Genomic DNA, 22,950 nt, shown 5'->3' with positions numbered 1-22,950 from the left:
GCGTCCGGGTGCTGGCCGTGGCCAACGGCGACGAGGGCGCGGTGGCCACCCTGACCGACAACCGGCTCACGTTCCGGCGCGCGGCGGGCAGCGGCCTGCCGACGGCGGTGCTGGGCGCGCTGCCCGCGCACCCGGCAGGCACCGGGCACTCGGTCACCATGCCCAGCGCCGACCTGGAGGCCGCGGTCAAGAAGTCCGACGGTTCGCCCAAGAGCCTGGAGAACTCGCTGCGCGCCCACGGCGTGCGCCAGGAGGACGCCACCGCGCTGGTGAAGATGTTCACCGGGCTCGTGCACACCGGCAACTTCGGCGCCGCGGCCCGCGACAAGTACGGCAAGCGGTGCCGACCGGACCGGGTGGTCGCGTTCTTCGACACCGAGGAAGGCCGCTACCTGCAGCAACGGCGGGCGTCGAACGGGTCGGTGCCGTGGAGCACGTTCAGCCCGACCGACTCGCGCCGGCTCGCCCACCAGGTCGAGGAACTGCTCTCCGAAGCGGTGCGCGCCGCCAGGATCTGAGGCCGCCGCACCGATCACCTGACCGGCGCCGATAGCCTGGCCCGATGCCGTCCAAGCCCGTTGACCCCCACGAGGTGCGCGCCGCGGTCGAGGCCGTGCTGCCCTGGCTCGCCGGGGAGGCGGAGCGGCCGGAACGCCCCGTGCTGGCGGCTGCCGTGCGGCTGAGCCTGCGGACCCTGGAACAACTCGCGCCGGGCCGCAGCGTCGAGGTGCGCGTCCCACCGTTCGCCGCCGTGCAGTGCGTGGCGGGCCCCCGGCACACCCGCGGCACCCCGCCGAACGTGATCGAGACCGACCCGCGCACGTGGCTGGAACTGGCCGTGGGCAGGCTCGGGTGGGCGGACGCGGTCGAGGGCGCCAAGGTCACCGCCTCCGGCAGCCGGGCCGATCTCTCAACCCTGCTCCCGGTGCTCCGCTTCTAGCTAAGCTCGATCGCGTGAAGGCGCTCAAGGCGTGTCTCGCCACCCTCGCGGTCGGAACCCTCCTCGTCGGTTGCGGCAGCAGCGAGTGGTCCGGTCAGGTCCGGTTCAAGGTCAGCGAGATCAAGCCGGACGAAACCCTCGTCAACGGTGCGACGTGGCCGGGGAGGGTGTCCCTGGAACTGGACCAGGACCAGCCGGACGGCGCCGCGCCGATCACCGTCGCCTGGGCCAAGCTCACCGACGTCCCGACCGGCACTGCTGTCGGCGATGTGCTGGTCTGCACGGTGAACCAACGCGACGACAGCAAGTTGGACGACGCCGAACCAGTGCAGAACATCGGTCCGTGCAAGCAGCCGTGAACCGCTTTCTCGTGAAGGTGTACCAGTTCCCGGAGGGGATCAAGGTCGGTGACCGCGCGGTGTGCTCGGTGCGGCAGTCCGACCAGAGCGGCTTCGACCAGGAAGGCGTCCAGACCGATGTCGGGCCCTGCCGCCTGCGCTGACTAGAACCAGGACCCGACGGTCTTGTCCCAGGCCTTGCCGACGCCCTCCACCGCGTCACGGCCGAGTTCGACCACGTCACCGACACCGCCTGCGACCACGTCCACGGTGTCGTTGACGACCTCCTTGCCCGTGTTGAGCAAGCCGGTGCCGGCGTCGGACCAGTTGCCGTTCACCGCGTCACGGCCGGCGTTCCAGAGCCCGGTCCCGGCGTCGACGGCCAGGTCCGCCGCACCGACGGCCGTGCCGCCGACGAAGTCCACCACCGGGCCGACACCCGGGATGTGCGAGCCGGGCAGTGACGGGCCGAGTGGGTTCTCGTCCCAGTCCTGCGAGGTCACCGAAGCGCCGTCGCCGGTCGCGATCCGGGCCAGGTTCTGGACCGACTCCGAACCGGGGGTGTAGTACTCGGAATGTGCGCCGAGCGCGGAGGTGCCGTCGGTGGTGCCGAAGGTTCGCGCGCCGAACCGGTCGTCGTAAGGGCCGATCGAGGAGCCGTCCTCGGTGAACCAGCTGGAACTGGTGCCCTGCACGACCGGGTCGTGCTCGGTCGCGCCGACGTAGACGTGTCCGGGACCGGCCGAGAGCTGGTTGACGTTCGACGCGCCCACGCCGGGTGAGCCAACGAACGCGATGTCGTCCGCGGCCAAGCCGTTCATGCCCGCGTAGCCGACCGTGGTGGAGCCGTAGGAGTGGCCGATCACGGTCACGTGCGGGTCGTTGCCCGCGGCCTCGGCGGCGGCGCGGTAGCCGTTGACGTCGGCGACGAGGTTCGCGCCGCCCTCGCGGGCCTGCGCCGGGTTGTCGACCTCGCCGATCGCCCAGCCGGGCGCGTCGTAGCCGAGCCACTGGATGGTGGCGTTGCCGTTCGCGCCCATCGCCTCACGCAGGTTCGCCGCCTGTCCGACGGAGAAGCTGTCGAGCGTCGAGCCGGTGCCCGGGACGGCGACCGCCAGGTTGTTCGCCGTGTCCGGATCGCCGAACGCGATGGCCATGCCGCCGTCGCCGCGGGGGCCGTACGGGTCGTAGGCCAGCACGCGAACATCGCTTTCGGGCCAGCCCTTCGACCTTGCCAGCTCGGCCGCCTGGTTGACGCTGCTCTGGGCCTTCTCGGCGTTCTCGGCCTTGGTGGCCGCTTCCTGGCGCTGCTCGCTGAGCGACGCGTACTGCTCGTCGTTCATGAGCTTGGCCATGTCTTCGGAGTTGTCCGGGTCGAGGCCCAACTCCTGCGCCCGTGCGGCCATCTGCGCGTCGAGCTGGTCGCGCTGCGCGCCGAAGCGCTGGAGGTCATCGGCGATCCGGGCCCGGTTGGCCTGGTCCAGGACGCCGGACGGGAGGCCGCGCAGTTGGCCCAGTTCCTGGAACTTGGTGCGCAGCAGCTCGTCCTGCTGCTCCTTGGTCAGCGACTTCCACCAGGCGGCGACCTGCTTGGGGTCGGTGCCGGGACCGGGCACGGTGGCCGTGGTGCGCATGGCCGCGACGGCGGTGTTCCAGCCCGGGTCCTTGGCCGCCGTCTCCTCGAAGCCGGGGCGGACCTTGGTGAGAGCGGCGGCGTACGAGCGCAGGACGCGTTCGTAGCCGGTCTTGACGTTGTTGAGCTGCTCGTTGACGCGGTTGGCCAGCTCGCGGGTCTGGGTCTCGTCCAAGGCGGGCGAGCGGCCGCGCCAGAAGTCGATCAGCTGGTCGGCGCTGCCGCGCATCTGCGTGTAGGCGCGGGAGGCGGCCTGGACGATGTCGGCGCCGGCGCCCAGCCGCTCACCGGCCACGGTCGCGGACTTGGTGGACAGCTCGGCGCGGGCGCCGAAACCGGTCGCGGCGTTGCCCTTCCAGGTCGAGGTCGCCGTGCTGCCGCCCGCGGAGACGGCCTGGCCCGCGCGGCTGACGGCGCTCATCGCACCGGTGATCGGGTCGGCGGCGGCGGCGACGCGGCCCGCGTCGCCGGCGGCCAGCTGCCCGTACAGGACCTCGGGGTCGGTGTAGCTCACGCCATGCCCCCTTCGATGCCGCGGAACGAGGAGTGCGAGTCGTCGTCCGCGTGCTGGTAGGAGTCGGCGTTCTCGTTGAGGCCGTCGCCGGCGTCGCGGTACCAGGCGCTGCCCCGGCGCAGGTCGTCGGACTGCTCGCCGGACCACTTGGCCAGCGCGTCGACGAACTCCGCCGCCGCGGGCACCTGCCCGAGCGCGTCCGCGTCCAGCCTGAGCATGGAGATCATCTCAGCGCCGTCGCCGGTCGCGTCGGCGCCCTCGTGGAACTGCTTGGACGCCGCGCGCAACGTCTCTGGTTGCACACCGAACACGATTCCCCGCCCTTCGTGCCGCTAGCCGCTGGCAATGCGACGCGCGTTCATCCTTCCCGGTTCCCTCTCCCCACGGGTCAAGAAGGGCGAGAAATCCGCCCGTTGGTGATCACTCGAAGGTGATCTTGCCTGCGTCGAACGCCAGTTCGACCATTGACACATGACATTTTTCCTGCCGGTATCCAGAATCCTGAGCTATCACGACTTCCGCGTGACGATGGATGTGCTGCGCGGCTTCCTCATGCGCCTGCTCGTCAGGCCGCTGTCCGGTCCGCGCCACCGCGCGATCACCGCGCGGCAGATCCGTTGGCACCGTTGGAAAACCGGTCTCTACTACTACCTCGGGAGCGGCCTGCTCGACGACTGCGCGGGCTTTCCGCGACCACCCGCGTTGCCCAAGCGCGAAGTGCGCAGCCCGCGTGCGTGGCGCGCGCTGCACCCACCACCACGAATGGCCCAGTCCAAGGCCCTGGTGCGGCCCGTCGATCGCGAGCGGGCCGCGCGGCCGACCCGGGAAATCGCGTACGCGTTGCCGAACGCCGTGGCGCACGAGATCGCGGTGGAACCCGAGGTGTGGCCCGACATGTGGCCCCAGGCGGCACCCGAGCCCTGGACCGAGGAGTGGGTCGAGCCGGCCGAGAGCTTCACCGGCCACCTCGAGGAGTTCGCCGCCACCCCGCCCGCCGTCGCCTGCTCGGGCGGAGGCCGCCACGCGTTGCGCGAGCCCGCGCTCGCCCGGTACGTCGACGACCGGCCCGGTGTGGGCGAGGCCGTGTTCGCGCACTCCACGGCCGACAGGCCGAGCGGCGCCCGACACGCCGCCGACACCGCCGACGACGAGGACACCGCGCAGCTCTGGGAGTTCGAGGTCGGCGACCTGGCCCGCTGGTGGGACGAGGCCGCCGAACGGCTCGACGCGGCGGCCCGGGACGAGGTGCGCAACCGGCCGTGGTGACCGGACCGCCCGGCCATCCGAGGGCACCGCCGGCCGCGCGCCTGCGTCGGTTGGGGGGAAGGTCGGCCTTCGGCCACCGGGACAAGCACCGGTGCGGCACGATGGCCGCGCAGCGATCGACTTCAAGCGGGAGGCTGGACGTGCCTGGAGGTTGGACCACCCAGCGGTGGACCGAGGTCTTCACCGCGCAGGCGGGGATGTTCCGGGCGGCGGTCGGCAAGGCCGACCCCGCCGCCAAGGTGCCCAGCTGCCCCGGCTGGACGTTCACCGACCTGACGCTGCACGTCGGCAGGTTCCTGGAGACGTCGCTGGAGTACCTCCGCACCGGCAGCCGGGTCCAGCTCCGCCTGCCGAGCCCACCGGCCGACGTGGTGCCGCTCGAGTACCTGGACGCGCAGCTCGCCAAGGCCGCCGAGCTGCTGCCGTCCACCCCGGGCAACCGGGCGGCCTGGACGTTCTCGCCGTCGGCGCCGGACCTCGCGTGGGTCTGGCACCGGCGCATCGCGCACGAGCTGGACCTGCGCCGCTGGGACGCCCAGGCGGCACTGCGCGAGCTGGTGGTGGGCGACGCGGACTTCGCCGTCGACGGCATCGACGAGGCGCTGACCACCCTGCTCGCCGCCAAGTACGCCACCGACGTGCCGCCGACCACCAAGGGCACGGCGCTGGTGCAGCTCACGGACGTGCCCGAGGCGTGGGTGGTGACGTTCGCGCCGGGCGTCGTGCCGGAGGTGCGGGCGGCCTGGCCGGGCGAGGAGACGGACCTCCAGGTCACCGGTGAGGCGCAGCTCGTGCACTACGGGCTGTGGGGCCGCCTGCCGCTCAAGCACACCGGTGACGAGCGGGTCTGGTACGCGCTCAAGCTCGACTGACCGCCCGGTGAAGGTGCGTTTGGTCACGTCGGAGGGGGTCTGATGGGGGTCCTACCGCCCCCATCAGCCTTACACTCGGTGGTGCAGCCCGACCCTCGTCGCTAGGGAGCAACCCGGTGGTCACCGACCATTCAGCAACCGGCCGCACTGACCCCGACACCCAGGAAGAACGCGAACCCCGCGAGGAATGCGGCGTGTTCGGCGTGTGGGCACCCGGCGAAGAAGTCGCCAAGCTCACCTACTACGGCCTCTACGCCCTGCAGCACCGAGGCCAGGAAGCCGCCGGCATCTCGGTCGGCGACGGCAGTCAGGTGGTGGTCTTCAAGGACCTCGGCCTGGTCAGCCAGGTGTTCGACGAGCAGGTGCTGCAGTCGCTGCGCGGCCACGTCGCCGTCGGCCACTGCCGCTACTCCACCACCGGTTCCACCACGTGGGAGAACGCGCAGCCGACGTTCCGCACCACGGCCACCGGCTCGGGCCTGTCGCTGGGCCACAACGGCAACCTGGTCAACACCGCCGAGCTGCTGGCCAAGGCCCGCGAGGTGGGCGTGGACACCAGCCACGGCGCCACCACGGACTCCGACCTGGTGTGCGGCCTGCTCGCCGCCCAGGCCGCCGACATCGGCATCGAGCAGGCGGCCATGCAGCTGCTGCCGACCCTGCGCGGCGCGTTCTGCCTCACGTTCTCCGACGAGTCCACCCTGTACGCGGCCCGCGACCCGCAGGGCGTGCGGCCGCTGGTGCTGGGCCGGTTGGAGCGCGGCTGGGTCGTCGCGAGCGAGACGGCGGCGCTGGACATCGTCGGCGCGTCGTTCGTCCGGGAGGTCGAGCCGGGTGAGCTGATCGCGATCGACGAGAACGGCCTGCGGTCGAGCCGGTTCGCCAACCCCGAGCCCAAGGGCTGCATCTTCGAGTACGTCTACCTGGCCCGCCCGGACACCACGATCGCCGGCCGCTCGGTGCACGCCACCCGCGTCGAGATCGGCCGCCGGCTGGCCGCGGAGCACCCGGTGGAGGCCGACCTGGTCATCCCGGTGCCCGAGTCCGGCACCCCCGCCGCCATCGGGTACGCGCAGGCCAGCGGCATCCCGTACGGCTCGGGCCTGGTCAAGAACGCCTACGTGGGCCGCACGTTCATCCAGCCGTCGCAGACCATCCGCCAGCTGGGCATCCGGCTGAAGCTGAACCCGCTGCGCGACGTGATCCGGGGCAAGCGCCTGGTCGTGGTGGACGACTCGATCGTGCGCGGCAACACGCAGCGCGCCCTGGTCCGGATGCTGCGCGAGGCGGGCGCGGTCGAGGTGCACGTGCGGATCGCGTCGCCGCCGGTCAAGTGGCCGTGCTTCTACGGCATCGACTTCGCCTCCCGGGCCGAGCTGATCGCGAACGGCCTGGACACCGACGGCATCCGCCGGTCGGTGGGCGCGGACTCGCTGGGCTACGTGTCGCTGGAGGAGCTGATCGCGGCCAGCGAGCAGCCGAAGACGCGGCTGTGCTGCGCGTGCTTCGACGGCGACTACCCGATCCCGCTGCCCGACGACGCGCTGATCGGCAAGCACCTGCTCGAAGGCATCCGCGGCGTCGCGGGCTCGGCGACCCCCGTCCTGACGAACGGGTACGGTGCCGAAGACGCCCTGCAACGCCCCTGAGTTGCCGGCCGAGCCGGGCGCCTGCCCGGATGACACAGATGCCCTGAAATGTGGATGCCCGGAATCGTGGAGCACAGAGACGTGACGGACAGCGCCAAGGCGACCTACGCCGCAGCTGGAGTAAGCATCGAAGCCGGCGACGAGGCGGTGGAGAAGCTCAAGCCGTGGGCGGCCAAGGCGCAGCGTCCCGAGGTGCTCGGCGGCATCGGCGGCTTCGCGGGGCTGTTCCAGCTCAAGCTGGACCGCTGGAAGGAGCCGGTGCTCGCGTCGTCGACCGACGGCGTCGGCACCAAGATCGCGGTCGCGCAGGCGTTGGACAAGCACGACACGGTCGGTATCGACCTGGTCGCGATGGTCGTGGACGACCTGGTCGTCTGCGGTGCCGAGCCGCTGTTCATGCAGGACTACATCGCGATCGGCCGGGTCGTGCCGGACAAGGTCGCGGCGCTGGTCAAGGGCATCTCCGAGGGCTGCGTGCTGGCGGGGTGCGCGCTGCTGGGCGGCGAGACCGCCGAGCACCCCGGCCTGATGGGCGAGAACGACTACGACATCTCCGGCACGGGTGTCGGCGTGGTCGAGGCGTCGGCCATGCTCGGCCCGGACCGGGTGCGCGAGGGTGACGTGGTGATCGCCATGGGCTCCTCCGGCCTGCACTCGAACGGGTACTCCCTGGCGCGGCACGTGCTGCTGGACATCGCCCGGATGCCGCTGGAGGGTCACGTCGAGGAGTTCGGCCGCACCCTCGGCGAGGAGATGCTGGAGCCGACCCGCATCTACGCCAAGGACTGCCTGGCGCTGGCCGCCGAAGCGGAGGTGCGCACGTTCGCGCACGTCACCGGCGGTGGCCTGGCCGCGAACCTGGCCCGCGTGCTGCCCGAGGGCCTGCGCGCCGACCTCAACCGCGGCACCTGGACGCCCGCACCCGTGTTCGCCCTGATCGCGCAGCGCGGCCGGGTGGAGCGCGAGGAGATGGAGAAGACGTTCAACATGGGCGTCGGCATGGTGGCCGTGGTCGCGCCCGAGGACGTCGACCGCGCCCTGGCCGTGCTCACGGCCCGCCACGTGCCCGCGTGGGTGCTGGGCGACGTGGTCCGCTCCGACGAGCCGGGCGTCGCCCTGGTCGGCGACCACCCGCGGTTCTAGCTCCGGGCAGCAACCTCCGGCGGTCGCCGATCCGTACTAAGCGGCGACCGAGGAGGGGGCCCGAGTGGACCGCGACCGTGAGTTCGACGAGTACGTCGACGCCCGCGCACTGGTGATGCGGAGGACCGCGTACCTGCTGTGCGGCGACTGGCACCGCGCCGAGGACCTAGGTGGAGTCGGCACCGGACTTCCCGGGCGTGCCTTTCGCGGTCACCTTGAAGCTGCCGGACGGCAACACGCTGATGGCGTCCTCCGTGGGAACCGAGGACCGCAGCAACGGGCCGTACACCCGGTCGCCCGGTGCGGCCGGTGAGCAGCCGCTGACGATGGACGAGGTGGTAAAGCTCGCGACCGTGCCCGGGTTGACGTTCTAACCTGTGGGGGTGGCCGACGACCTGACCGTGACGCGGACGCTGGTGATCCCGGCGGCCGAGTTGAGCGAGCGGTTCTCCCGGTCGTCCGGTCCCGGTGGCCAGGGCGTGAACACGGCGGACAGCCGGGTCGAGCTGAGCTTCGACCTGGCTGCCTCGCCGTCCGTGCCAGGGTGGTTGCGCGCCCGGATGCTCGGCCGGTTGGAGAAACGCCTGGTGGACGGTGTGCTCACGGTCGCCGCGAGCGAGCACCGGGCGCAGCTGCAGAACCGCCTCGCGGCCCGTGAACGGCTGGCCCGAATGCTGCGTGACGCCGCCGCCGCGCCGCCGCCGGTGCGCCGTCCGACCAAGCCGACCAAGGGCTCGAAGGAACGTCGCATCGCGGAGAAGAAGCGCCGCGCCCAGACGAAACAGGGCCGGCGCGGCGGCGGTTGGGACTAGCGTCCCGTGGCGTGACCGAGCCTGACTTCCTCACCATGGCGCGCACCGCCTACGACACCGTCGCCCACAGCTACGCCGACCTGGCGCGCGACCTCCTCGCGGAGATCCCGGCGGACCGGGCGGTGCTCGGCCTGTTCGCCGAGCTGGTGAGCGGACCGGTCGTGGACATCGGCTGCGGTCCCGGTCGGATCTCCGGTCACCTCAAGCGGCTGGGTGTCGACGTGTCCGGCGTCGACCTGTCGCCGGAGATGGTCGCCGTGGCCCGCCGCGAGCACCCGGACGTGCGGTTCGAGGTGGGTTCGATGCTCGACCTCGACCTGCCGGACGGCTCCCTGGGCGGCGCGCTGGCCTGGTACTCGGTGATCCACGTGCCGTGGGAGGAGCACCCGGCGGTGTTCGCCGAGTTCCACCGCGTCCTCGCGCCCGGCGGCCTGCTGTTGATGGCGTTCCAGGTGGGCGACGAGGTCCGCCGCTACGAGCAGGGCTACGGGCACGACATCCTGCTGGACGTGTACCGGCTGAACCCCGACCGGGTGCTCGGCCAGCTCGCCGAGGCCGGGTTCGAGCCGCACACCCGGCTGGAACGGCAGCCGGCCGACCCGAAGTGGGAGAAGACCCCGCAGGGTTACCTGATCGTGCGCAAGATCGGTCAGCCCAGCCAGACGTAGAGGCGTTCCGGCCGGCCGGTGCCGCCGTACTTCAACCGCACCTCGGCCTTGCCGGTGCTCACGAAGTGCTCCAGGTACCGGCGGGCGGACACCCGGGCCAGCTCGGTGGCGTCCGCGCACTCGCCGGCCGTCACCGGGCGTTCCCGCAGCACGCGTTCGACCAGCGCGGCGGTCTGCGCGGTCAACCCCTTCGGCAGCACGGGAGCGCTGCGCGGCCGGGCGCCGAACACCTGGTCCACGTCCGCCTGACCGGCCGACGCGAGCTGGTCCAGCCGCCGGTCCAGCGCGGCGAAGTGGGCCAGCTGGTCGCGTAGCGCCGCGTACTCGAACGGCTTGATCAGGTAGTCCTCGGCCAGCTCGGCCGCCACACCCGGTCCGGAGTCCCGGACCACCACGACGACCTCGCCGGGCGTCGAGCGCACCGACACCTCGATCCACCCCTGTTCCGCCAGCGCGTCCAGCGCGTTGTCCACCAGGTTCCCGATCACCGTGACCAGGTCGGTCGACAGCGCCTCCTCCACCGCGCCGAGCGAGCTGTCCGGCGCCATCCGCAGCGCGATGCCGCGTTCGGCGGCGAGGCTGGACTTGGCGATCAGCAGCGCCGCCACCGCCGGGTCGGCGACCTTCGAGCCGACTTCCGCGCGCCACTCGCCCTGCGCGGTGTTGATGCGGCTGATGAACCCGCGCACCTCGTCGTACTCGCCCAGCTCGACCAGGCCCGCGATGGTGTGCAGGCGGTTGCTGAACTCGTGCGCCTGCGCCCGCAGCGTGTCGGTGGCGTGCCGGTTCGCGTCCAGCTCGTCGCGCAGCGTGGTCAGCTCGGTGCGGTCACGAAGCGTGACCACGGCGCCGTGGACGTCGAGCGGCATGTGGTTGAGGGTGAGCACCCGGCCGCCGGTGAGCGCGAGCTGGTCCACGCCGGTGGCCCGGCCGGTCAGCACGTCGCGCAGCCGTTCGTCCAGGTCCAGTTCGGTCACGGAGCGGCCGACGGCGTCCGGCGGCAGTGCCAGCAGGTCACGGGCGTGGTCGTTGACCAGCGTGATCCGGTGCTGCGGGTCGAGGGCGACGACGCCTTCCTTGATGCCGTGCAGCAGTGCCTCCCGGTACTCGACCAGCGCGGTGATCTCGTGCGGTTCCAGGCCCAGCGTCTGGTTCTTCACCCGCCGGGCGAGCAGCAGCGACCCGGTGACGCCGATGACCAGCGCCACGCCGAGCAGCCGCAGCGCGTTGTCCGGCGAGTCCAGCACACCGTCCCAGAACCCCGGCGCCTGCCGCCCGGCCGCGACCAGCCCGATCACCGCGCCGCCGTCGCCGATCACCGGTACGTGCGCCACGGTCGCGCCACCCAGCTCGCCCACCCACGACCGGCCGTGCAACGCCGTGCTGCCGCCGAGGTCGAGCGGTTCGCCGACCTGGCTCGGGTCCGGCGAGGTCAGGACCTCGCGGTCGGGATCGGTGATGATCACGTAGCTGGCGCCGGACAGGCTGCGGGCGCTCTCCGCGAACGGCGCCAGCGCGTAGTGCCGCAGCGGGTCGGCCAGCGACGCCCGCACGCCCGCCGTCGCGGCCACGTCCTCGGCCACGGACAGCATCCGGCGTCCCTCGGTCGTGCGGAAGTTGTTCCCCGCTTGGACGACCGACAGCACGCCCACCGCGCACAGCAGCGCCACGACCACTACCAGTTGCCACACGAGCAGCTGACGGGCCAGCGATCCGCGCGTACCCATCAGCACCTCCCGGTGACCACAAAGAACAAAAGAACCCTTAGGCGCGCAAGCGGGACTTCTCTGTTTACACGAGTGCAACATGTCCAACCACGCGGAAGAGAGGCGGGGATCACAGTGCGGATCAGGAACTGGCTCGCGGTCGTCGGCGCGTTGGCGGTCGTCGTCCTCGTGCCGCCGCTGCTGACGTCCGGCGCGGACACCACGGCGTCGTTGCGCAGCCTGCGCGTGCTGGTGCCGAACGCGCCGGGCGGCGGTTACGACGTCACCGCGCGCACCGCCGCGAAGGCGATGGAGGACGCGGAGCTGATCCGCAACACCGAGGTGTTCAACCTGCCCGGCGCGGGCGGCACGGTCGGGCTCGGCCGCACGGTCAGCGAGCGCGGCAACGGCAAGCTCGTCATGTCGATGGGCCTCGGCGTGGTCGGCAGCGTCTACACGAACAAGGCGCCGTCGTCGCTGCTGGACACCACGCCGATCGCGAAGCTCATCGAGGAACCGGACATCGTCGTGGTCGGCAAGGACTCGCCGTACCGGACGCTGGACGAGCTGGTCCGGGCCTGGAAGGCGGACCCGGGCGCGGTGACGGTCGGCGGCGGTTCGTCGCCCGGCGGGCCGGACCACCTGGCGCCGATGCTGATCGCCAAGGCGGTCGGCCTCGACCCGCGGGCGGTCAACTACATCCCGTTCGACGGGGGCGGCGAGCTGCTGGCGTCGGTGCTGGGCGGCAAGGTCGCGTTCGGCGTGTCCGGCGTCGGCGAGTACCGCGACCAGATCGAGGCCGGGCAGATCCGGGTGCTGGCGGTGACCAGCGGGTCGCGGCTGTCCGGTGTGGACGCGCCGACGCTGCGCGAGTCCGGGGTGGACGTCGAGTTCAACAACTGGCGCGGCGTGGTCGCGCCGCCGGGGATCTCCGACGCCGACCGGGCCCGGCTGGTGGACCTGTTCACCGACCTGCACGGCACGCCGCAGTGGCGCGAGGCGTTGGCGCGCAACGGCTGGACGGACGCATTCGCGCCCGGCGACGAGTTCGGCGCGTTCCTGCGCGCGGAGAACGACCGGGTGGCGACCGTGCTCAAGGACCTGGGGCTGGCATGAGTGGAGGGTTGGGCGTGCACAAGGCGGTGAACGCGGTGAACAGGCCCTGGAGCCGGGCGTGGCTGCGGGAACGCTCGGAGCTGGGCGTGTCGGCGGTGCTGGTCGGGTTGGGCGTGCTGGTCCTGGTCGACGCGAACCGGATCCACACCGACTTCGCGCAGCGCGGCCCGGTGGGGCCGAAGGCGGTGCCGGTGGTGGTCGGCGTCGGGTTGCTCGTGGTCGCCGCGCTGCTCGCGCGGGACGTGCTGCGCGGTGGGCGCGGTGAGGCCGAAGGCGGCGAGGACGTCGACCTGTCCGCGCCCGCCGACTGGCGGACCGTGCTGCTGCTGTGCGGCGCGTTCCTGGCCAACGCGGCGCTGATCGGGGTGGTCGGCTTCCCGATCTCCGGGGCGATCCTGTTCTGGGGCGCGGCGTACGCGCTGGGCAGCCGGGACTTCGTGCGCGACCCGCTGCTCGCCGCCGGGCTGTCGGTGCTGACGTTCGTGCTGTTCAACAACCTGCTGGGCGTGCCGCTGCCCGGTGGGCCGCTGGTGGGGATGTTCTGACGTGGACTCGTTGAACAACCTGCTCGAGGGATTCGCGACCGCGTTGACGCCGACGCACCTGGCGTTGGCCGCGTTGGGCGTGCTGCTGGGCACGGCGATCGGCGTGCTGCCGGGCATCGGTCCCGCGATGGCGGTGGCGCTGCTGCTGCCCGTCACCTACGGCCTGGAGCCGACCGGGGCGTTCATCATGTTCGCCGGCATCTACTACGGCGGCATGTTCGGCGGCTCGACCACGTCGATCCTGCTCAACACGCCGGGTGAGAGCGCGGCGGTGGTCGCGGCGATCGACGGCAACCCGATGGCGCGCAAGGGGCGAGGGTCGCAAGCGCTCGCCGCCGCGGCCATCGGGCACTTCGTCGGCGGTGTCATCGGCACGGTGCTGCTGGTGCTGCTGGCGCCGACGGTGGCGAAGTTCGCCGTGGACATCGGCGCGCCGGACTTCTTCGCGATCATGGTGCTGGCGTTCATCGCGGTGACGTCCGTGCTCGGCGCGTCCCGGGTGCGCGGTTTCGCGTCCCTGCTCATCGGCCTCACCATCGGCCTGGTCGGGTTGGACGAGATGACCGGCCAGCAGCGGCTCACGTTCGGCTCGCTGCACCTGGCCGACGGCATCGACGTGGTCGTGGTGGCGGTGGCCCTGTTCGCGGTCGGCGAGTCGCTGTGGGTGGCCGCTCACCTGCGGCGCAAGCCCGCTTCGGCGATCCCGGTCGGTCGGGCGTTCCTGGGTCGGGAGGACTTCCGGCGGTCGTGGAAGCCGTGGCTGCGCGGCCCGGTGATCGGGTTCCCGTTCGTCGCGATCCCGGCCGGTGGCGCGGAGATCCCGACGTTCCTGTCGTACGTGACCGAGAAGCGGCTGTCCAAGCACCGCGACGAGTTCGGCAAGGGTGCGATCGAGGGCGTGGCCGGTCCGGAGGCGACGGCCAGCGCGTCGGCCGCGGGCACGCTGGTGTCGATGCTGACGCTGGGCCTGCCGACCACGGCGGTGGCCGCGGTGATGCTGGCGGCGTTCCAGCAGTACGGCATCCAACCGGGGCCGCTGCTGTTCGAGCGGGAGTCCGCGCTGGTCTGGGGCCTGATCGCGTCGCTGTTCATCGGCCTGTGCCTGCTGCTGGTGCTGAACCTGCCGTTGGCGCCGGTGTGGGCGAAGCTGCTGCGCATCCCCCGGCCGTACCTGTACGCGGGGATCCTGTTCTTCGCGAGCGTCGGTGCGTACGCCGTGAACGCCGACGTGTTCGACCTGCTGGTGATGTTCGTGATCGGTGTCCTGGGCTTCGTGATGCGGCGGTACGGCCTGCCCGTGCTGCCGGCGATCATCGGCGTGATCCTCGGCCCGGCCGCGGAACAGCAGATGCGCCGTGCCCTGCAGTTGTCGGACGGCTCGCTGACGGGCCTGGTCAACACCCCGTTCTCGCTGGTCGTCTACGGCGTCGTGGCGGTCCTGCTGCTCTGGCCCTTGATCCGCCGCCTGTTCCCCGAACCGACCCCACCGACCGACGCGTCGCCGGAGCCGGAACGGCCGAAGGTGGACGCCTAGCCCTCGCCTGGCCCGGACTCGCCGGCCGGACTCCGTGCCAGGAGCCCGGCCGGCACCGCGCCCCGGTGGTCCCGGAGCTACTCGCCGCGCGGCTTCGGCCGCTATCGTGGCTTTGTGACCGCAGCAGCGACTCCCGGACCGCGGCAGGGCCGGGGCGGGCCGTCGTTCTCCGACGCCTCGCCCGCCCGGGTGCGCGCGGCGCTCATCCCCGAGGAGGCGGCCGAGTTCGACCGGGAGTGGCGAGAGGTCATGGCTCGCGCCACCGAGTCGCTCGACCTGACGGAGCTGTTCGAGACCTTGGAGTCCTGGCGGTTCGTCGCCCGGATCACCGCTGCTCAGGGTGCCGAGGCTCATCGCGCCCTCTACCGCCGTGCCGCCGCGAAGCTCACCGGCGAACAGGTCCCGGCCGACGAGCCGCTGGCCACCACCAAAGCCCGGCTCGGACTGGGCTGACCGGCTCCGCTTGTACACCGTCACCACCGACGACGACTCGCAAGCACAGGTCGACGCGCTCCCACCCGAGGCATTGGCGCCGTTCGCCGAGGCTCGAACGATGCTCGAAGTCGTGCCGTGGAATGGCCGGCCCTACCACCGCCGCAGTCCTGATGGACCGATGCGCGCCCTGTCCTTCGGGCCCGAGGGCCGTGGCAGCCTCGTGTACCTGATCCTGGAGGACCAGCGGCGGGTCGACCTGCTGCTCGTGCTCTGGATCGGCTGACTTAGCCCGGGAGCAGGCCGTCGAGCACGGTCAACCTGGTGCACCCCGGCTCGACCGACACCGAGATGAACCCGGCCGATGGCCCCGGTGCCGACGAGGAGCGCGGCTTCACCGCCCTCGGCCGGTACTGCGACCCGGAGGACGTGGCCGCCACCGTCGCCCACCTCGTCGGCGACGGCGGACGCGACATCACCGGTGCGGAGTTCGTCGTGGACGCCGGGGAGGTGGCGTAGCCGTGGCCTGGTTGCCGCTGCTCGGCGCGGCGTCGCTGGAGGTCGTGTGGGCCACCGCGCTGGGCCGGTCGGACGGTTTCACCCGTCCGTGGCCGACCGTGGTCGGGATCGCGGCGGCGGTGACGAGCTTCGTGGTGCTCGCGATTCGCCATGCGCGACCTCCCCGTGGGCACGGCCTACGCGGTGTGGGTCGGCCTCGGCGCGGTCGGCGTGGTGGGGCTCAAGCCGGCCTGACCGGCGGTGCCGTGGTCGAGCGGACGATCAGCGACGGGTGCAGCAGGTGGCGCACGGGCTCGACCCGTTCACCGCGCACCCGTTGCAGCAGGGCGGTGGCGGCGAGTCGGCCGAACTCGTTGCGCGGCTGGTCGATCGTGGTCAGCGAGACGTGCCGCAGGGCGGCCAGCGAGGTGTTGTCGTACCCCACCACCGACACGTCCCGAGGCACGCGGAACCCGGCCTCCTCCAGCGCCGAGATCGCGCCGACCGCGTTGAAGTCGTTGCACGAGACGATCGCGGTGGGCAGGTCGCCCAACAACCCCCGCACCGCACGCGCGCCACCCGCGTCGGTGTACTCGCTGGCCACCACCCTGGGCGTGAGCCCGTGGGACGCCATCGCGGTCAGGTAGCCACGCCGCCGCGGCGCGGCCTGCGAGCCCTCACCACCATCGAGGTGCGCGATCCGCCGGTGCCCCAACGACACCAGGTGGTCCACGGCCAACGCGATGCCGCGCTCGCCGTCGTCGTTCACGGTGTCCACAGTGGCCAGTCGCGACGACCGCGCCACCAGCACCACCGACGTCTGCTCCGCCGCACGGCCGATGTCCGCCGTCGGCACCACCGGCGACAGCAGCACCAGCCCCGCCGGCCGGAACGACAGCAGGCTCCGCAGCGCCCGCCGTTCCCGCGCCGGACTGCGCCCACCGGTGTTGAGGATCAGCTCGAAGCCGTGCTCGGCCGCCACCGCGTCGAGCCCGTCCACGACCTCCGCGAAGAACGCGTTGTGCAGGTCCGACACCATCACACCGAGCACGTGCGACGTGCGGCTGGCCAGCGAGCGCGCCATCGCGTGCGGCGAGTACCCCAGCTCCTCGGCCGCCTTCAGCACCGCCGCCCGCCGCTGGTCGCTCACTTTGGGTGACCCCCGCATGACCAGCGACACCAGGGCGCGTGACACCCCGGCGCGGGCCGCGACGTCTTCCATCGTCGGTCTGGCCACCGGTGTCCCCCTCCCGCGCGGTCACGGCCGGGCAACGCGCCCTTGACACCCGTGTGACGGACGCTACAGCCTTAGAGCGCTCCAACAATAGAGCGCTCTAACCACGGACCGCCTCTACCAGGACGGAGACGAGCGGGATGCGCATCGGAGTAGCCGGAGTGGGCCGCATCGGCACCATGCACGCCACCAACCTGGCAAGCCTCGACGAGGTCGACGAGGTGCTGCTGTTCGACCCCGTGCCCGGCCGTGCGGCGCACGCGTCGGCCCTGCTGCCCGGCACCAGGAGCGTGGACGACCTCGACGCGTTGCTCACCGCCAGTGACGGAGTCCTGCTGGCCACGCCCACGACCACGCACCCGTCGTTGCTGCGCGCGGCCCTCGCGGCGGGCGTGCCGACGCTGTGCGAGAAGCCGATCGCCGGCCACTGGGACGAGATGCGCGCGTTGGTGGACGACGTGGAGGCGTCCGGGGTGCCGGTGCTGGTCGGGTTCCAGCGCCGGTTCGACCCGGCGGTGTCCGAACTGCACCGCCGCGTCCGCGCGGGCGAGGTCGGCGACATCTACCTGGTCCGGGCGCTGGGCAACGACGCCCAGCCGCCCGACTTCGGCTACCTGCCCCAGTCCGGCGGCATCTTCCGCGACCTGCTGATCCACGACCTCGACGCGGTGCCGTGGCTGGTCGGCGAGCCGGTGGTGGAGGTGTACGCGTCGGGATCGGTGCTGGTGGACCAGGCGTTCGCGGACGCCGACGACGTCGACAACGCCGTGGTGCTGCTGAAGTTCGCGGGCGGCGCGCACGCCGTGCTGGCCGGTGGCAGGCACGACCCGCTCGGCTACGACCACCGCATCGAGGTGCTGGGCAGCCGGGACTCGCTGGCCGTCGGCCTCGACCCGCGCACGCCGCTGACGTCGTTGGAACCGGAGGGCCCGAAGGTCGCCGCCGACGCCTACCCCGGCTTCGCGGACCGCTTCCACCGCGCCTACCTGGCCGAGGTGGCGGTGTTCACGCAGGTCGTGGCGGGCACGGTGGCGAACCCGTCACCCGCGCGGGAGAGTCTGATCAGCCTCCGACTCGCCGAGGCGTGCGAGCAGTCGCGGCGAACGGGCGCCCCGGTCCACATCCAGACGGAGGTCGCCGCGTGAAGATCGCCGGAGCGCCCATTTCCTGGGGCGTGTGCGAGGTTCCCGGGTGGGGCAAGGTCCTCGACGCCGACACCGTGCTCGGCCAGATGGCGTCCCTGGGACTGCGGGCCACCGAACTCGGTCCGCCGGACTACCTGCCCGCCGAACCCCGTGCGCTCAAGGCGTTGTTGGACGAACACGGGCTCACGCTGGTCGGCGGTTTCCTGGCCGTGCCGCTGCACACCGGCGACCAGACCACACTGGACGAAGCCGACCGGGTCGCCGCCCTGCTCGCCGCCGCCGGCGCCGAAGTCCTCGTGCTGGCCGCCGCGACCGGCCTCGACGGCTACGACGAACGCCCCGCCCTCACCGACCACGAGTGGCGCACCCTGATCGACACCGCCGCACTCGTCCGCGACCACGCCGCCCGCCACGGCCTGCGCACCGCCCTGCACCCGCACGTCGGCACGCACGTCGAACGCGTCGCCGAGGTCGAGCGGTTCCTCGCCGACTCCGACCTCGACCTCTGCCTGGACACCGGCCACCTCCTCATCGGCGGCACGGACCCGGTCGACCTCGCCCGCCGCCACCCCGAGCGGATCGGGCACGTGCACCTCAAGGACGTGCGGGCCGACATCGCCGCCACTGTCCGCGCCGGGGACATCGGCTACACAGCCGCCGTCCAGCAACGGATGTACGTGCCGCTGGGCGACGGCGACGTGGACGTGGCAGCCCTGGTCGCGTCCCTGCGGGACGCCGGCTACACCGGCTGGTACGTCCTGGAACAGGACACCGCGCTCGGTGACGACAGCCCGCTCGACACGCCCGTGCGCGACACCGCGGACAGCCTCGCGCACCTCACCCGGATCACCGCCTGATTCCCCCTCCAGCGAGGAGAGACGATGACGTCCACTCGAAAAGCCCTGCGTGCGGGTCTCGCCCTGACCGGCCTCGCGCTGCTGGCCGCGTGCAGCGGCCCCGTCGCCGACACCGACAGCACCACCACGAACACCGGCTCCGCCCAAGCACCCACCGGTGACCTGCGCGTCGCCGTCGTCACCCACGGCACGGCCGGTGACGCGTTCTGGAACGTGGTCAAGAACGGCGCCACCGACGCGGGCAAGCAACTCGGCGTCACGGTCGACTACCACTCCGACGGCGACCCCGGCAGGCAGTCCACCCTGATCGACAACGCGGTGTCGCAGAAGGTCGGCGGCATCGTCGTCTCGATGGCCAACCCGGACGCCCTGAAGACCTCGATCGAGAACGCGGTGAAAGCGGGCATCCCGGTCATCACCATCAACTCCGGCTCGGACAAGAGCGCCTCGTTCGGCGCCCTGGCGCACGTCGGCCAAGAGGAGAACGTCGCCGGCGAACAAGCCGGGCGGAAGCTGGGGGAAGCCGGCAAGACCAAGCTGCTCTGCGTCATCCACGAAGCCGGCAACGTCGGCCTCAACCAGCGCTGCGACGGCGCCCGCACCGGGTTCGGCGGCACCGTCACCAACCTCCAGGTCGACATCAACAACCCCACCGACGTCGAATCCCGGATCAAGGGCGCGCTGCAGACCGACCCGTCGATCGACGCCGTCCTCGCGCTCAACCCGCAGGTCGCCGTGTCGTCCGTGAACGCGGTCAAGGGCGCCTCCTCGAAGGCCGCGGTCGCCACGTTCGACCTCAACGCCGACGTCACCGCCGCCATCAAAGCCGGCGACGTGCTGTTCGCCGTCGACCAGCAGCAGTACGAACAGGGCTACCTGCCGATCGTGATGCTCAAGCTCTACCGCGACAACGCCAACACCGTCGGCGGCGGCAAACCGGTCCTCACCGGACCCGGCTTCGTGGACCAGTCCAACGTGGACAAGGTCGCCGAGTACGCCGAGCGCGGCACCCGCTGACGATGACCCCCCAGACCACGGCTCCCGCGGCGGACGAGCGGGTCGGCTCGGCCCGGCTCCTCGACCGGCTCGTGCTCCGACCCGAGATCGGCGCACTGCTCGGCGCGCTGGTCGTCTTCGCGTTCTTCTCGGTGGCGACCGAGCGGTTCCTCAGCACCGGCGGCGTCGCCACCTGGCTGGACGACGCGTCCACGCTCGGCATCATGGCCGTCGCGGTGGCGCTGCTCATGATCGGCGGCGAGTTCGACCTGTCCGCCGGCGTGATGACCGCGTCCACCGCGCTGGTCACCGCGATCCTCGCCACCCGGCTCGGCTGGAACGTGTGGCTCGCCCTGCTCGCGTCGCTGGTGTTCGCGCTGGCGGTCGGCGCGCTGAACGGGTGGCTGGTGCTGCGCACCGGCCTGCCCAGCTTCATCGTCACGCTCGGCACGTTCCTCGCGCTGCAGGGCCTCAACCTCGGCATCACCCGGCTCGTGACCGGCACCGTGCAGGTGTCCGGCATGCGGTCCGCCGACGGCTACTCGTCGGCCGGGTTCCTGTTCGCCTCGACGTTCACGCTCGGCGGCACGGCGTTCTACGTCTCGATCGGGTGGTGGGTGCTGGTCACGGCCCTCGCCGCGGTCGTGCTGCTGCGCACCCGGTTCGGCAACTGGATCTTCGCGGTCGGCGGGGCACCCGTGTCGTCGCGGGCGGTCGGCGTGCCCGTGACGCGCACCAAGGTCCTGCTGTTCATGACCACGGCCGGCGCGGCGTGGCTGGTCGGTTCGATCAACATCCTGCGGTTCACCAGCGTGCAGGCCAACCAGGGCATCGGGCTGGAGTTCCAGTTCATCATCGCCGCGGTCATCGGCGGGTGCCTGCTGACCGGCGGGTTCGGCTCGGCCGTCGGCGCGGCGATCGGCGCGCTGATCTTCGGCATGGCCAGGCAGGGCATCGTCTACGCGAACTGGAACTCGGACTGGTTCCAGCTGTTCCTCGGCGTGATGCTGCTGGCCGCCGTGCTGGTCAACAACGCCCTGCGGCGGCGAGCGGAGAGGGTGCGGCGATGAGCCCACTGCTGGAGGTGCGCGCGATCGGCAAGACCTACGGCAGCGTGATCGCGTTGCGGGACGTCTCGACCGCGGTCAACGCCGGTGAGGTGACGTGCGTGCTCGGCGACAACGGCGCGGGCAAGTCGACGTTGATCAAGGTCTTGGCGGGTGTGCACCAGCACGACTCCGGCGAGTTCCTGGTCGACGGCTCCCCGGTCCGGTTCTCCTCGCCGCGCGAAGCCCTCGACCGGGGCATCGCCACCGTCTACCAGGACCTGGCCGTGGTGCCGCTGATGAGCGTGTGGCGGAACTTCTTCCTCGGGTCCGAGCCGACCGTCGGCTTCGGGCCGTTCCGGTTCCTGGACCGGCGGCGCGGGCGGCAGGTGACGCGGACGGCGTTGGCCGAGATGGGCATCGACCTGCGTGACGTGGAGCAGCCGGTGGGCACGCTGTCCGGCGGTGAGCGGCAGTGCGTCGCGATCGCGCGAGCCGTCCACTTCGGCGCGAAGGTGCTGATCCTGGACGAGCCCACGGCCGCGCTCGGGGTCAAGCAGGCGGGTGTGGTGCTGAAGTACGTGGCCCAGGCGCGCGACCGCGGCCTCGGGGTCGTGCTGATCACCCACAACCCGCACCACGCCTACCCCGTCGGTGACCGGTTCCTGCTGCTCAAGCGGGGGCGTGCGCTGGGGACGTACGAGAAGTCGCAGATCAGCCTGGAGGAGCTGACCAGGCAGATGGCCGGTGGGGCGGAGCTGGAGGCGTTGGCGCACGAACTGCGCGGGGTCTCCGAATGACGGTCGAGGTGTTGACCGTCGGCCGGGTCGGCGTGGACCTGTACCCGGAGCAGAGCGGCGTGCCGCTGGCGCAGGTGCGGACGTTCGCCAAGTCGCTCGGCGGCACGGCGACGAACGTGGCGGTGGCAGCGGCGCGGCTCGGCCGTTCGGTCGCGGTGTTGACCAAGGTCGGCCCGGACGGCTTCGGCCCTTACGTGCGTTCCGCGCTGGAGTCCTTCGGCGTGTCGTCGTCCTACGTCGGAACCGCCCCCGGCCTGCAAACCCCGGTCGTCTTCTGCGCCCTGGACCCACCCGAAGACCCACCACTGCTGTTCTACCGCGCACCCCTCGCCCCCGACCTCGCGCTCACCCCGGACGACGTGCCGTGGGACGTGGTGGCCGACGTCCCCCTGCTCTGGGTGACCGGAACGGGTGTCTCCGCCTCACCCGCCCGGGAAACCCAACGCCGGATCCTGGAACACCGAGCCCGCCGCCCCCACACCGTCCTGGACCTCGACTACCGGCCGATGTTCTGGCCCGACCAGGTCACCGCCCGCCGCGAGATCGACTGGATGCTGGACCACGTGACGGTGGCCGTGGGCAACCGGACCGAGGTGGAGGTGGCGGTCGGCACGTCCGACCCGGACGAAGCCGCCGCCCGCCTCCTGTCCCGCGGCGTCGAGCTGGCCGTCGTGAAGAAGGGTGCGGAGGGCGTCCTCTTCGCCACCCCGGCCGGCACTTTGACCGTTCCGCCCCATCAAGTGGACGTCGTCTGCGGCTTGGGCGCGGGCGATGCCTTCGGCGGCGCCCTCGCCCACGGCCTCCTCGCAGGCTGGCCACCGGACCGGATCGCCCGCTACGCCAACGTCGCCGGCGCCCTCGTCGCCGCCCGCCTGGCCTGCGCCGACGCCATGCCGACCGAGCCGGAGATCGAGGCCCACCTGTGAAAACACCTCGACAGGCGCCCGAGCCCAACCCGTGCCAAGATCACCCCAACCCCATCCCCCGACCAACACGATCGGATGAACATGACCCGAAAATGTACGGAAACACCGTTACCGCCCCTCGGTTAAACGAAGACCGAGCGCCCGACAACCACCCCGCCTACCCACCACCCACCCCAACCCCGATCCCAACCCCACCCCCCATTCCAATCCCACCCCCGACCGCGGCCCCCCGACCCACCCAGCCCACCTCACCGCCCCCAACCTCACCGCCCCCAACCTC

The 22,950-nt window shown here is 71.8% G+C and carries 28 protein-coding genes and 3 pseudogenes; 27 read left to right on the top strand and 4 right to left on the bottom strand.

All coding sequences use genetic code 11. The features are described 5' to 3' along the window. The 4 genes from A6A25_RS45215 to A6A25_RS43830 all read left to right on the top strand — a co-directional run. On the top strand, positions 1-518 hold a 518-nt coding region (locus tag A6A25_RS45215), incomplete at its 5' end, for an ESX secretion-associated protein EspG (protein WP_241828472.1). Between the two features lie 44 nt (positions 519-562). After that, the gene (locus A6A25_RS03235) at positions 563-940 is read left to right on the top strand and encodes a sterol carrier family protein (protein WP_073886151.1); all 378 of its coding nucleotides are present in this window, start codon (positions 563-565) and stop codon (positions 938-940) included. Between the two features lie 14 nt (positions 941-954). Next, complete coding sequence (locus A6A25_RS03230) at positions 955-1,299, top strand: hypothetical protein (protein WP_073886150.1); 345 nt, start codon at positions 955-957, stop codon at positions 1,297-1,299. Beyond that, on the top strand, positions 1,296-1,442 hold the full coding sequence (locus tag A6A25_RS43830; protein ID WP_158073678.1) for a hypothetical protein: 147 nt from the start codon (positions 1,296-1,298) through the stop codon (positions 1,440-1,442). The genes A6A25_RS03230 and A6A25_RS43830 overlap by 4 nt, the downstream gene beginning before the upstream one ends. On the opposite strand, the gene A6A25_RS03225 is transcribed toward A6A25_RS43830, so the two are convergent. Then, positions 1,443-3,425 (bottom strand): alpha/beta hydrolase, encoded by a 1,983-nt coding sequence (locus tag A6A25_RS03225; RefSeq protein ID WP_073886149.1) that lies wholly within the window; start codon positions 3,423-3,425, stop codon positions 1,443-1,445. Further along, positions 3,422-3,727, bottom strand: a complete 306-nt coding sequence (locus tag A6A25_RS03220; protein WP_241828471.1) for a hypothetical protein — start codon at positions 3,725-3,727, stop codon at positions 3,422-3,424. The genes A6A25_RS03225 and A6A25_RS03220 overlap by 4 nt, the downstream gene beginning before the upstream one ends. A 220-nt stretch (positions 3,728-3,947) precedes the next feature. Here A6A25_RS03220 and A6A25_RS03215 point away from each other — a divergent pair, with 220 nt between their 5' ends. The 8 genes and pseudogenes from A6A25_RS03215 to A6A25_RS03185 all read left to right on the top strand — a co-directional run bounded on the left by A6A25_RS03215 (position 3,948) and on the right by A6A25_RS03185 (position 9,835). Next, a complete protein-coding gene (locus A6A25_RS03215; RefSeq protein ID WP_073886147.1) occupies positions 3,948-4,691 on the top strand; it encodes a hypothetical protein in 744 nt (247 codons plus the stop codon). Between the two features lie 140 nt (positions 4,692-4,831). After that, positions 4,832-5,563: a maleylpyruvate isomerase N-terminal domain-containing protein gene (locus A6A25_RS03210; RefSeq protein WP_073886146.1), complete on the top strand. Its 732-nt coding sequence runs from the start codon at positions 4,832-4,834 to the stop codon at positions 5,561-5,563. A 116-nt stretch (positions 5,564-5,679) separates the two neighbouring features. Next, entirely contained in the window at positions 5,680-7,212 is a 1,533-nt protein-coding gene (purF, locus tag A6A25_RS03205; protein ID WP_073886145.1) for an amidophosphoribosyltransferase, read from the top strand. A gap of 81 nt (positions 7,213-7,293) precedes the next feature. Next, positions 7,294-8,355, top strand: a complete 1,062-nt coding sequence (purM, locus tag A6A25_RS03200) for a phosphoribosylformylglycinamidine cyclo-ligase (protein ID WP_073886144.1) — start codon at positions 7,294-7,296, stop codon at positions 8,353-8,355. A gap of 64 nt (positions 8,356-8,419) precedes the next feature. Further along, positions 8,420-8,524, top strand: a pseudogene (locus A6A25_RS45210) (SigE family RNA polymerase sigma factor); the annotation flags it as partial. Position 8,525: 1 nt separating this feature from the next. Beyond that, entirely contained in the window at positions 8,526-8,729 is a 204-nt protein-coding gene (locus A6A25_RS44565; RefSeq protein ID WP_198932555.1) for a hypothetical protein, read from the top strand. A 9-nt stretch (positions 8,730-8,738) separates the two neighbouring features. Then, positions 8,739-9,167 carry an alternative ribosome rescue aminoacyl-tRNA hydrolase ArfB gene (gene arfB, locus A6A25_RS03190; protein WP_073886398.1) on the top strand — a complete coding sequence of 143 codons (429 nt, stop codon included), beginning with the start codon at positions 8,739-8,741 and terminating at the stop codon, positions 9,165-9,167. 11 nt (positions 9,168-9,178) lie between these two features. Further along, positions 9,179-9,835 (top strand): class I SAM-dependent DNA methyltransferase, encoded by a 657-nt coding sequence (locus A6A25_RS03185; protein ID WP_241828470.1) that lies wholly within the window; start codon positions 9,179-9,181, stop codon positions 9,833-9,835. On the opposite strand, the gene A6A25_RS03180 is transcribed toward A6A25_RS03185, so the two are convergent. Then, positions 9,817-11,562 (bottom strand): ATP-binding protein, encoded by a 1,746-nt coding sequence (locus A6A25_RS03180; protein WP_083667913.1) that lies wholly within the window; start codon positions 11,560-11,562, stop codon positions 9,817-9,819. The two genes, A6A25_RS03185 and A6A25_RS03180, sit on opposite strands and share 19 nt — an antisense overlap. A 114-nt stretch (positions 11,563-11,676) precedes the next feature. Between A6A25_RS03180 and A6A25_RS03175 the strand changes: the two genes are divergently transcribed. From A6A25_RS03175 to A6A25_RS46760, 8 genes and pseudogenes are all read left to right on the top strand, one after another. After that, a complete protein-coding gene (locus A6A25_RS03175) occupies positions 11,677-12,657 on the top strand; it encodes a Bug family tripartite tricarboxylate transporter substrate binding protein (RefSeq protein WP_073886142.1) in 981 nt (326 codons plus the stop codon). Beyond that, the gene (locus A6A25_RS03170) at positions 12,654-13,202 is read left to right on the top strand and encodes a tripartite tricarboxylate transporter TctB family protein (protein ID WP_073886141.1); all 549 of its coding nucleotides are present in this window, start codon (positions 12,654-12,656) and stop codon (positions 13,200-13,202) included. The genes A6A25_RS03175 and A6A25_RS03170 overlap by 4 nt, the downstream gene beginning before the upstream one ends. 1 nt (position 13,203) lies before the next feature. Then, on the top strand, positions 13,204-14,736 hold the full coding sequence (locus tag A6A25_RS03165; RefSeq protein WP_073886140.1) for a tripartite tricarboxylate transporter permease: 1,533 nt from the start codon (positions 13,204-13,206) through the stop codon (positions 14,734-14,736). Between the two features lie 114 nt (positions 14,737-14,850). After that, entirely contained in the window at positions 14,851-15,189 is a 339-nt protein-coding gene (locus A6A25_RS03160; protein WP_073886139.1) for a DUF6247 family protein, read from the top strand. Between the two features lie 10 nt (positions 15,190-15,199). Beyond that, entirely contained in the window at positions 15,200-15,454 is a 255-nt protein-coding gene (locus A6A25_RS03155; RefSeq protein WP_073886138.1) for a hypothetical protein, read from the top strand. A 38-nt stretch (positions 15,455-15,492) separates the two neighbouring features. Beyond that, the gene (locus A6A25_RS03150; RefSeq protein WP_380733993.1) at positions 15,493-15,687 is read left to right on the top strand and encodes an SDR family oxidoreductase; all 195 of its coding nucleotides are present in this window, start codon (positions 15,493-15,495) and stop codon (positions 15,685-15,687) included. Positions 15,688-15,689: 2 nt separating this feature from the next. Continuing rightward, positions 15,690-15,773, top strand: a pseudogene (locus tag A6A25_RS46575) (QacE family quaternary ammonium compound efflux SMR transporter); the annotation flags it as partial. A 64-nt stretch (positions 15,774-15,837) separates the two neighbouring features. Next, positions 15,838-15,921 (top strand): SMR family transporter, encoded by an 84-nt coding sequence (locus tag A6A25_RS46760; RefSeq protein ID WP_143192948.1) that lies wholly within the window; start codon positions 15,838-15,840, stop codon positions 15,919-15,921. Here the strand turns inward: A6A25_RS46760 and A6A25_RS03140 are convergent. Beyond that, positions 15,908-16,903 (bottom strand): LacI family DNA-binding transcriptional regulator, encoded by a 996-nt coding sequence (locus A6A25_RS03140; protein WP_073886137.1) that lies wholly within the window; start codon positions 16,901-16,903, stop codon positions 15,908-15,910. The genes A6A25_RS46760 and A6A25_RS03140 overlap by 14 nt on opposite strands. 128 nt (positions 16,904-17,031) lie before the next feature. Here A6A25_RS03140 and A6A25_RS46195 point away from each other — a divergent pair. The 7 genes and pseudogenes from A6A25_RS46195 to iolC all read left to right on the top strand — a co-directional run. Beyond that, positions 17,032-17,382: pseudogene (locus A6A25_RS46195) on the top strand (Gfo/Idh/MocA family protein); the annotation flags it as partial. Next, a complete protein-coding gene (locus A6A25_RS03135; RefSeq protein ID WP_274534286.1) occupies positions 17,359-18,045 on the top strand; it encodes a Gfo/Idh/MocA family protein in 687 nt (228 codons plus the stop codon). The pseudogene A6A25_RS46195 and the gene A6A25_RS03135, both read left to right, overlap by 24 nt. Continuing rightward, a complete protein-coding gene (locus A6A25_RS03130) occupies positions 18,042-18,902 on the top strand; it encodes a TIM barrel protein (RefSeq protein ID WP_073886135.1) in 861 nt (286 codons plus the stop codon). Before A6A25_RS03135 ends, A6A25_RS03130 begins: the two co-directional genes overlap by 4 nt. A gap of 24 nt (positions 18,903-18,926) precedes the next feature. Beyond that, positions 18,927-19,919: a sugar ABC transporter substrate-binding protein gene (locus A6A25_RS03125; protein ID WP_073886134.1), complete on the top strand. Its 993-nt coding sequence runs from the start codon at positions 18,927-18,929 to the stop codon at positions 19,917-19,919. A gap of 2 nt (positions 19,920-19,921) precedes the next feature. After that, entirely contained in the window at positions 19,922-20,968 is a 1,047-nt protein-coding gene (locus A6A25_RS03120; RefSeq protein WP_073886133.1) for an ABC transporter permease, read from the top strand. After that, positions 20,965-21,744 (top strand): ATP-binding cassette domain-containing protein, encoded by a 780-nt coding sequence (locus tag A6A25_RS03115; protein ID WP_073886132.1) that lies wholly within the window; start codon positions 20,965-20,967, stop codon positions 21,742-21,744. Before A6A25_RS03120 ends, A6A25_RS03115 begins: the two co-directional genes overlap by 4 nt. Further along, complete coding sequence (gene iolC / locus A6A25_RS03110; protein WP_073886131.1) at positions 21,741-22,670, top strand: 5-dehydro-2-deoxygluconokinase; 930 nt, start codon at positions 21,741-21,743, stop codon at positions 22,668-22,670. The genes A6A25_RS03115 and iolC overlap by 4 nt, the downstream gene beginning before the upstream one ends. Positions 22,671-22,950: the final 280 nt, after the last annotated feature.

Source organism: Saccharothrix sp. CB00851 (assembly GCF_001905065.1).
GTDB lineage: Bacteria > Actinomycetota > Actinomycetes > Mycobacteriales > Pseudonocardiaceae > Actinosynnema.
The sequence above is the reverse complement of the archived record's forward strand: the minus strand, read 5'-3'. Positions and strand labels throughout refer to the sequence as shown.

Excerpts from the sequence above, each read along its gene's own strand:
- A6A25_RS46760 (WP_143192948.1), top strand. The coding sequence starts at position 15,838 with ATGCGCGACCTCCCCGTGGGCACGGCCTACGCGGTGTGGGTCGGCCTC.
- A6A25_RS03120 (WP_073886133.1), top strand. The coding sequence starts at position 19,922 with ATGACCCCCCAGACCACGGCTCCCGCGGCGGACGAGCGGGTCGGCTCG.
- iolC (WP_073886131.1), top strand. The coding sequence starts at position 21,741 with ATGACGGTCGAGGTGTTGACCGTCGGCCGGGTCGGCGTGGACCTGTAC.
- A6A25_RS03125 (WP_073886134.1), top strand. The coding sequence starts at position 18,927 with ATGACGTCCACTCGAAAAGCCCTGCGTGCGGGTCTCGCCCTGACCGGC.
- A6A25_RS03235 (WP_073886151.1), top strand. The coding sequence starts at position 563 with ATGCCGTCCAAGCCCGTTGACCCCCACGAGGTGCGCGCCGCGGTCGAG.
- A6A25_RS03115 (WP_073886132.1), top strand. The coding sequence starts at position 20,965 with ATGAGCCCACTGCTGGAGGTGCGCGCGATCGGCAAGACCTACGGCAGC.
- A6A25_RS03180 (WP_083667913.1), bottom strand. The coding sequence starts at position 11,562 with ATGGGTACGCGCGGATCGCTGGCCCGTCAGCTGCTCGTGTGGCAACTG.
- A6A25_RS03170 (WP_073886141.1), top strand. The coding sequence starts at position 12,654 with ATGAGTGGAGGGTTGGGCGTGCACAAGGCGGTGAACGCGGTGAACAGG.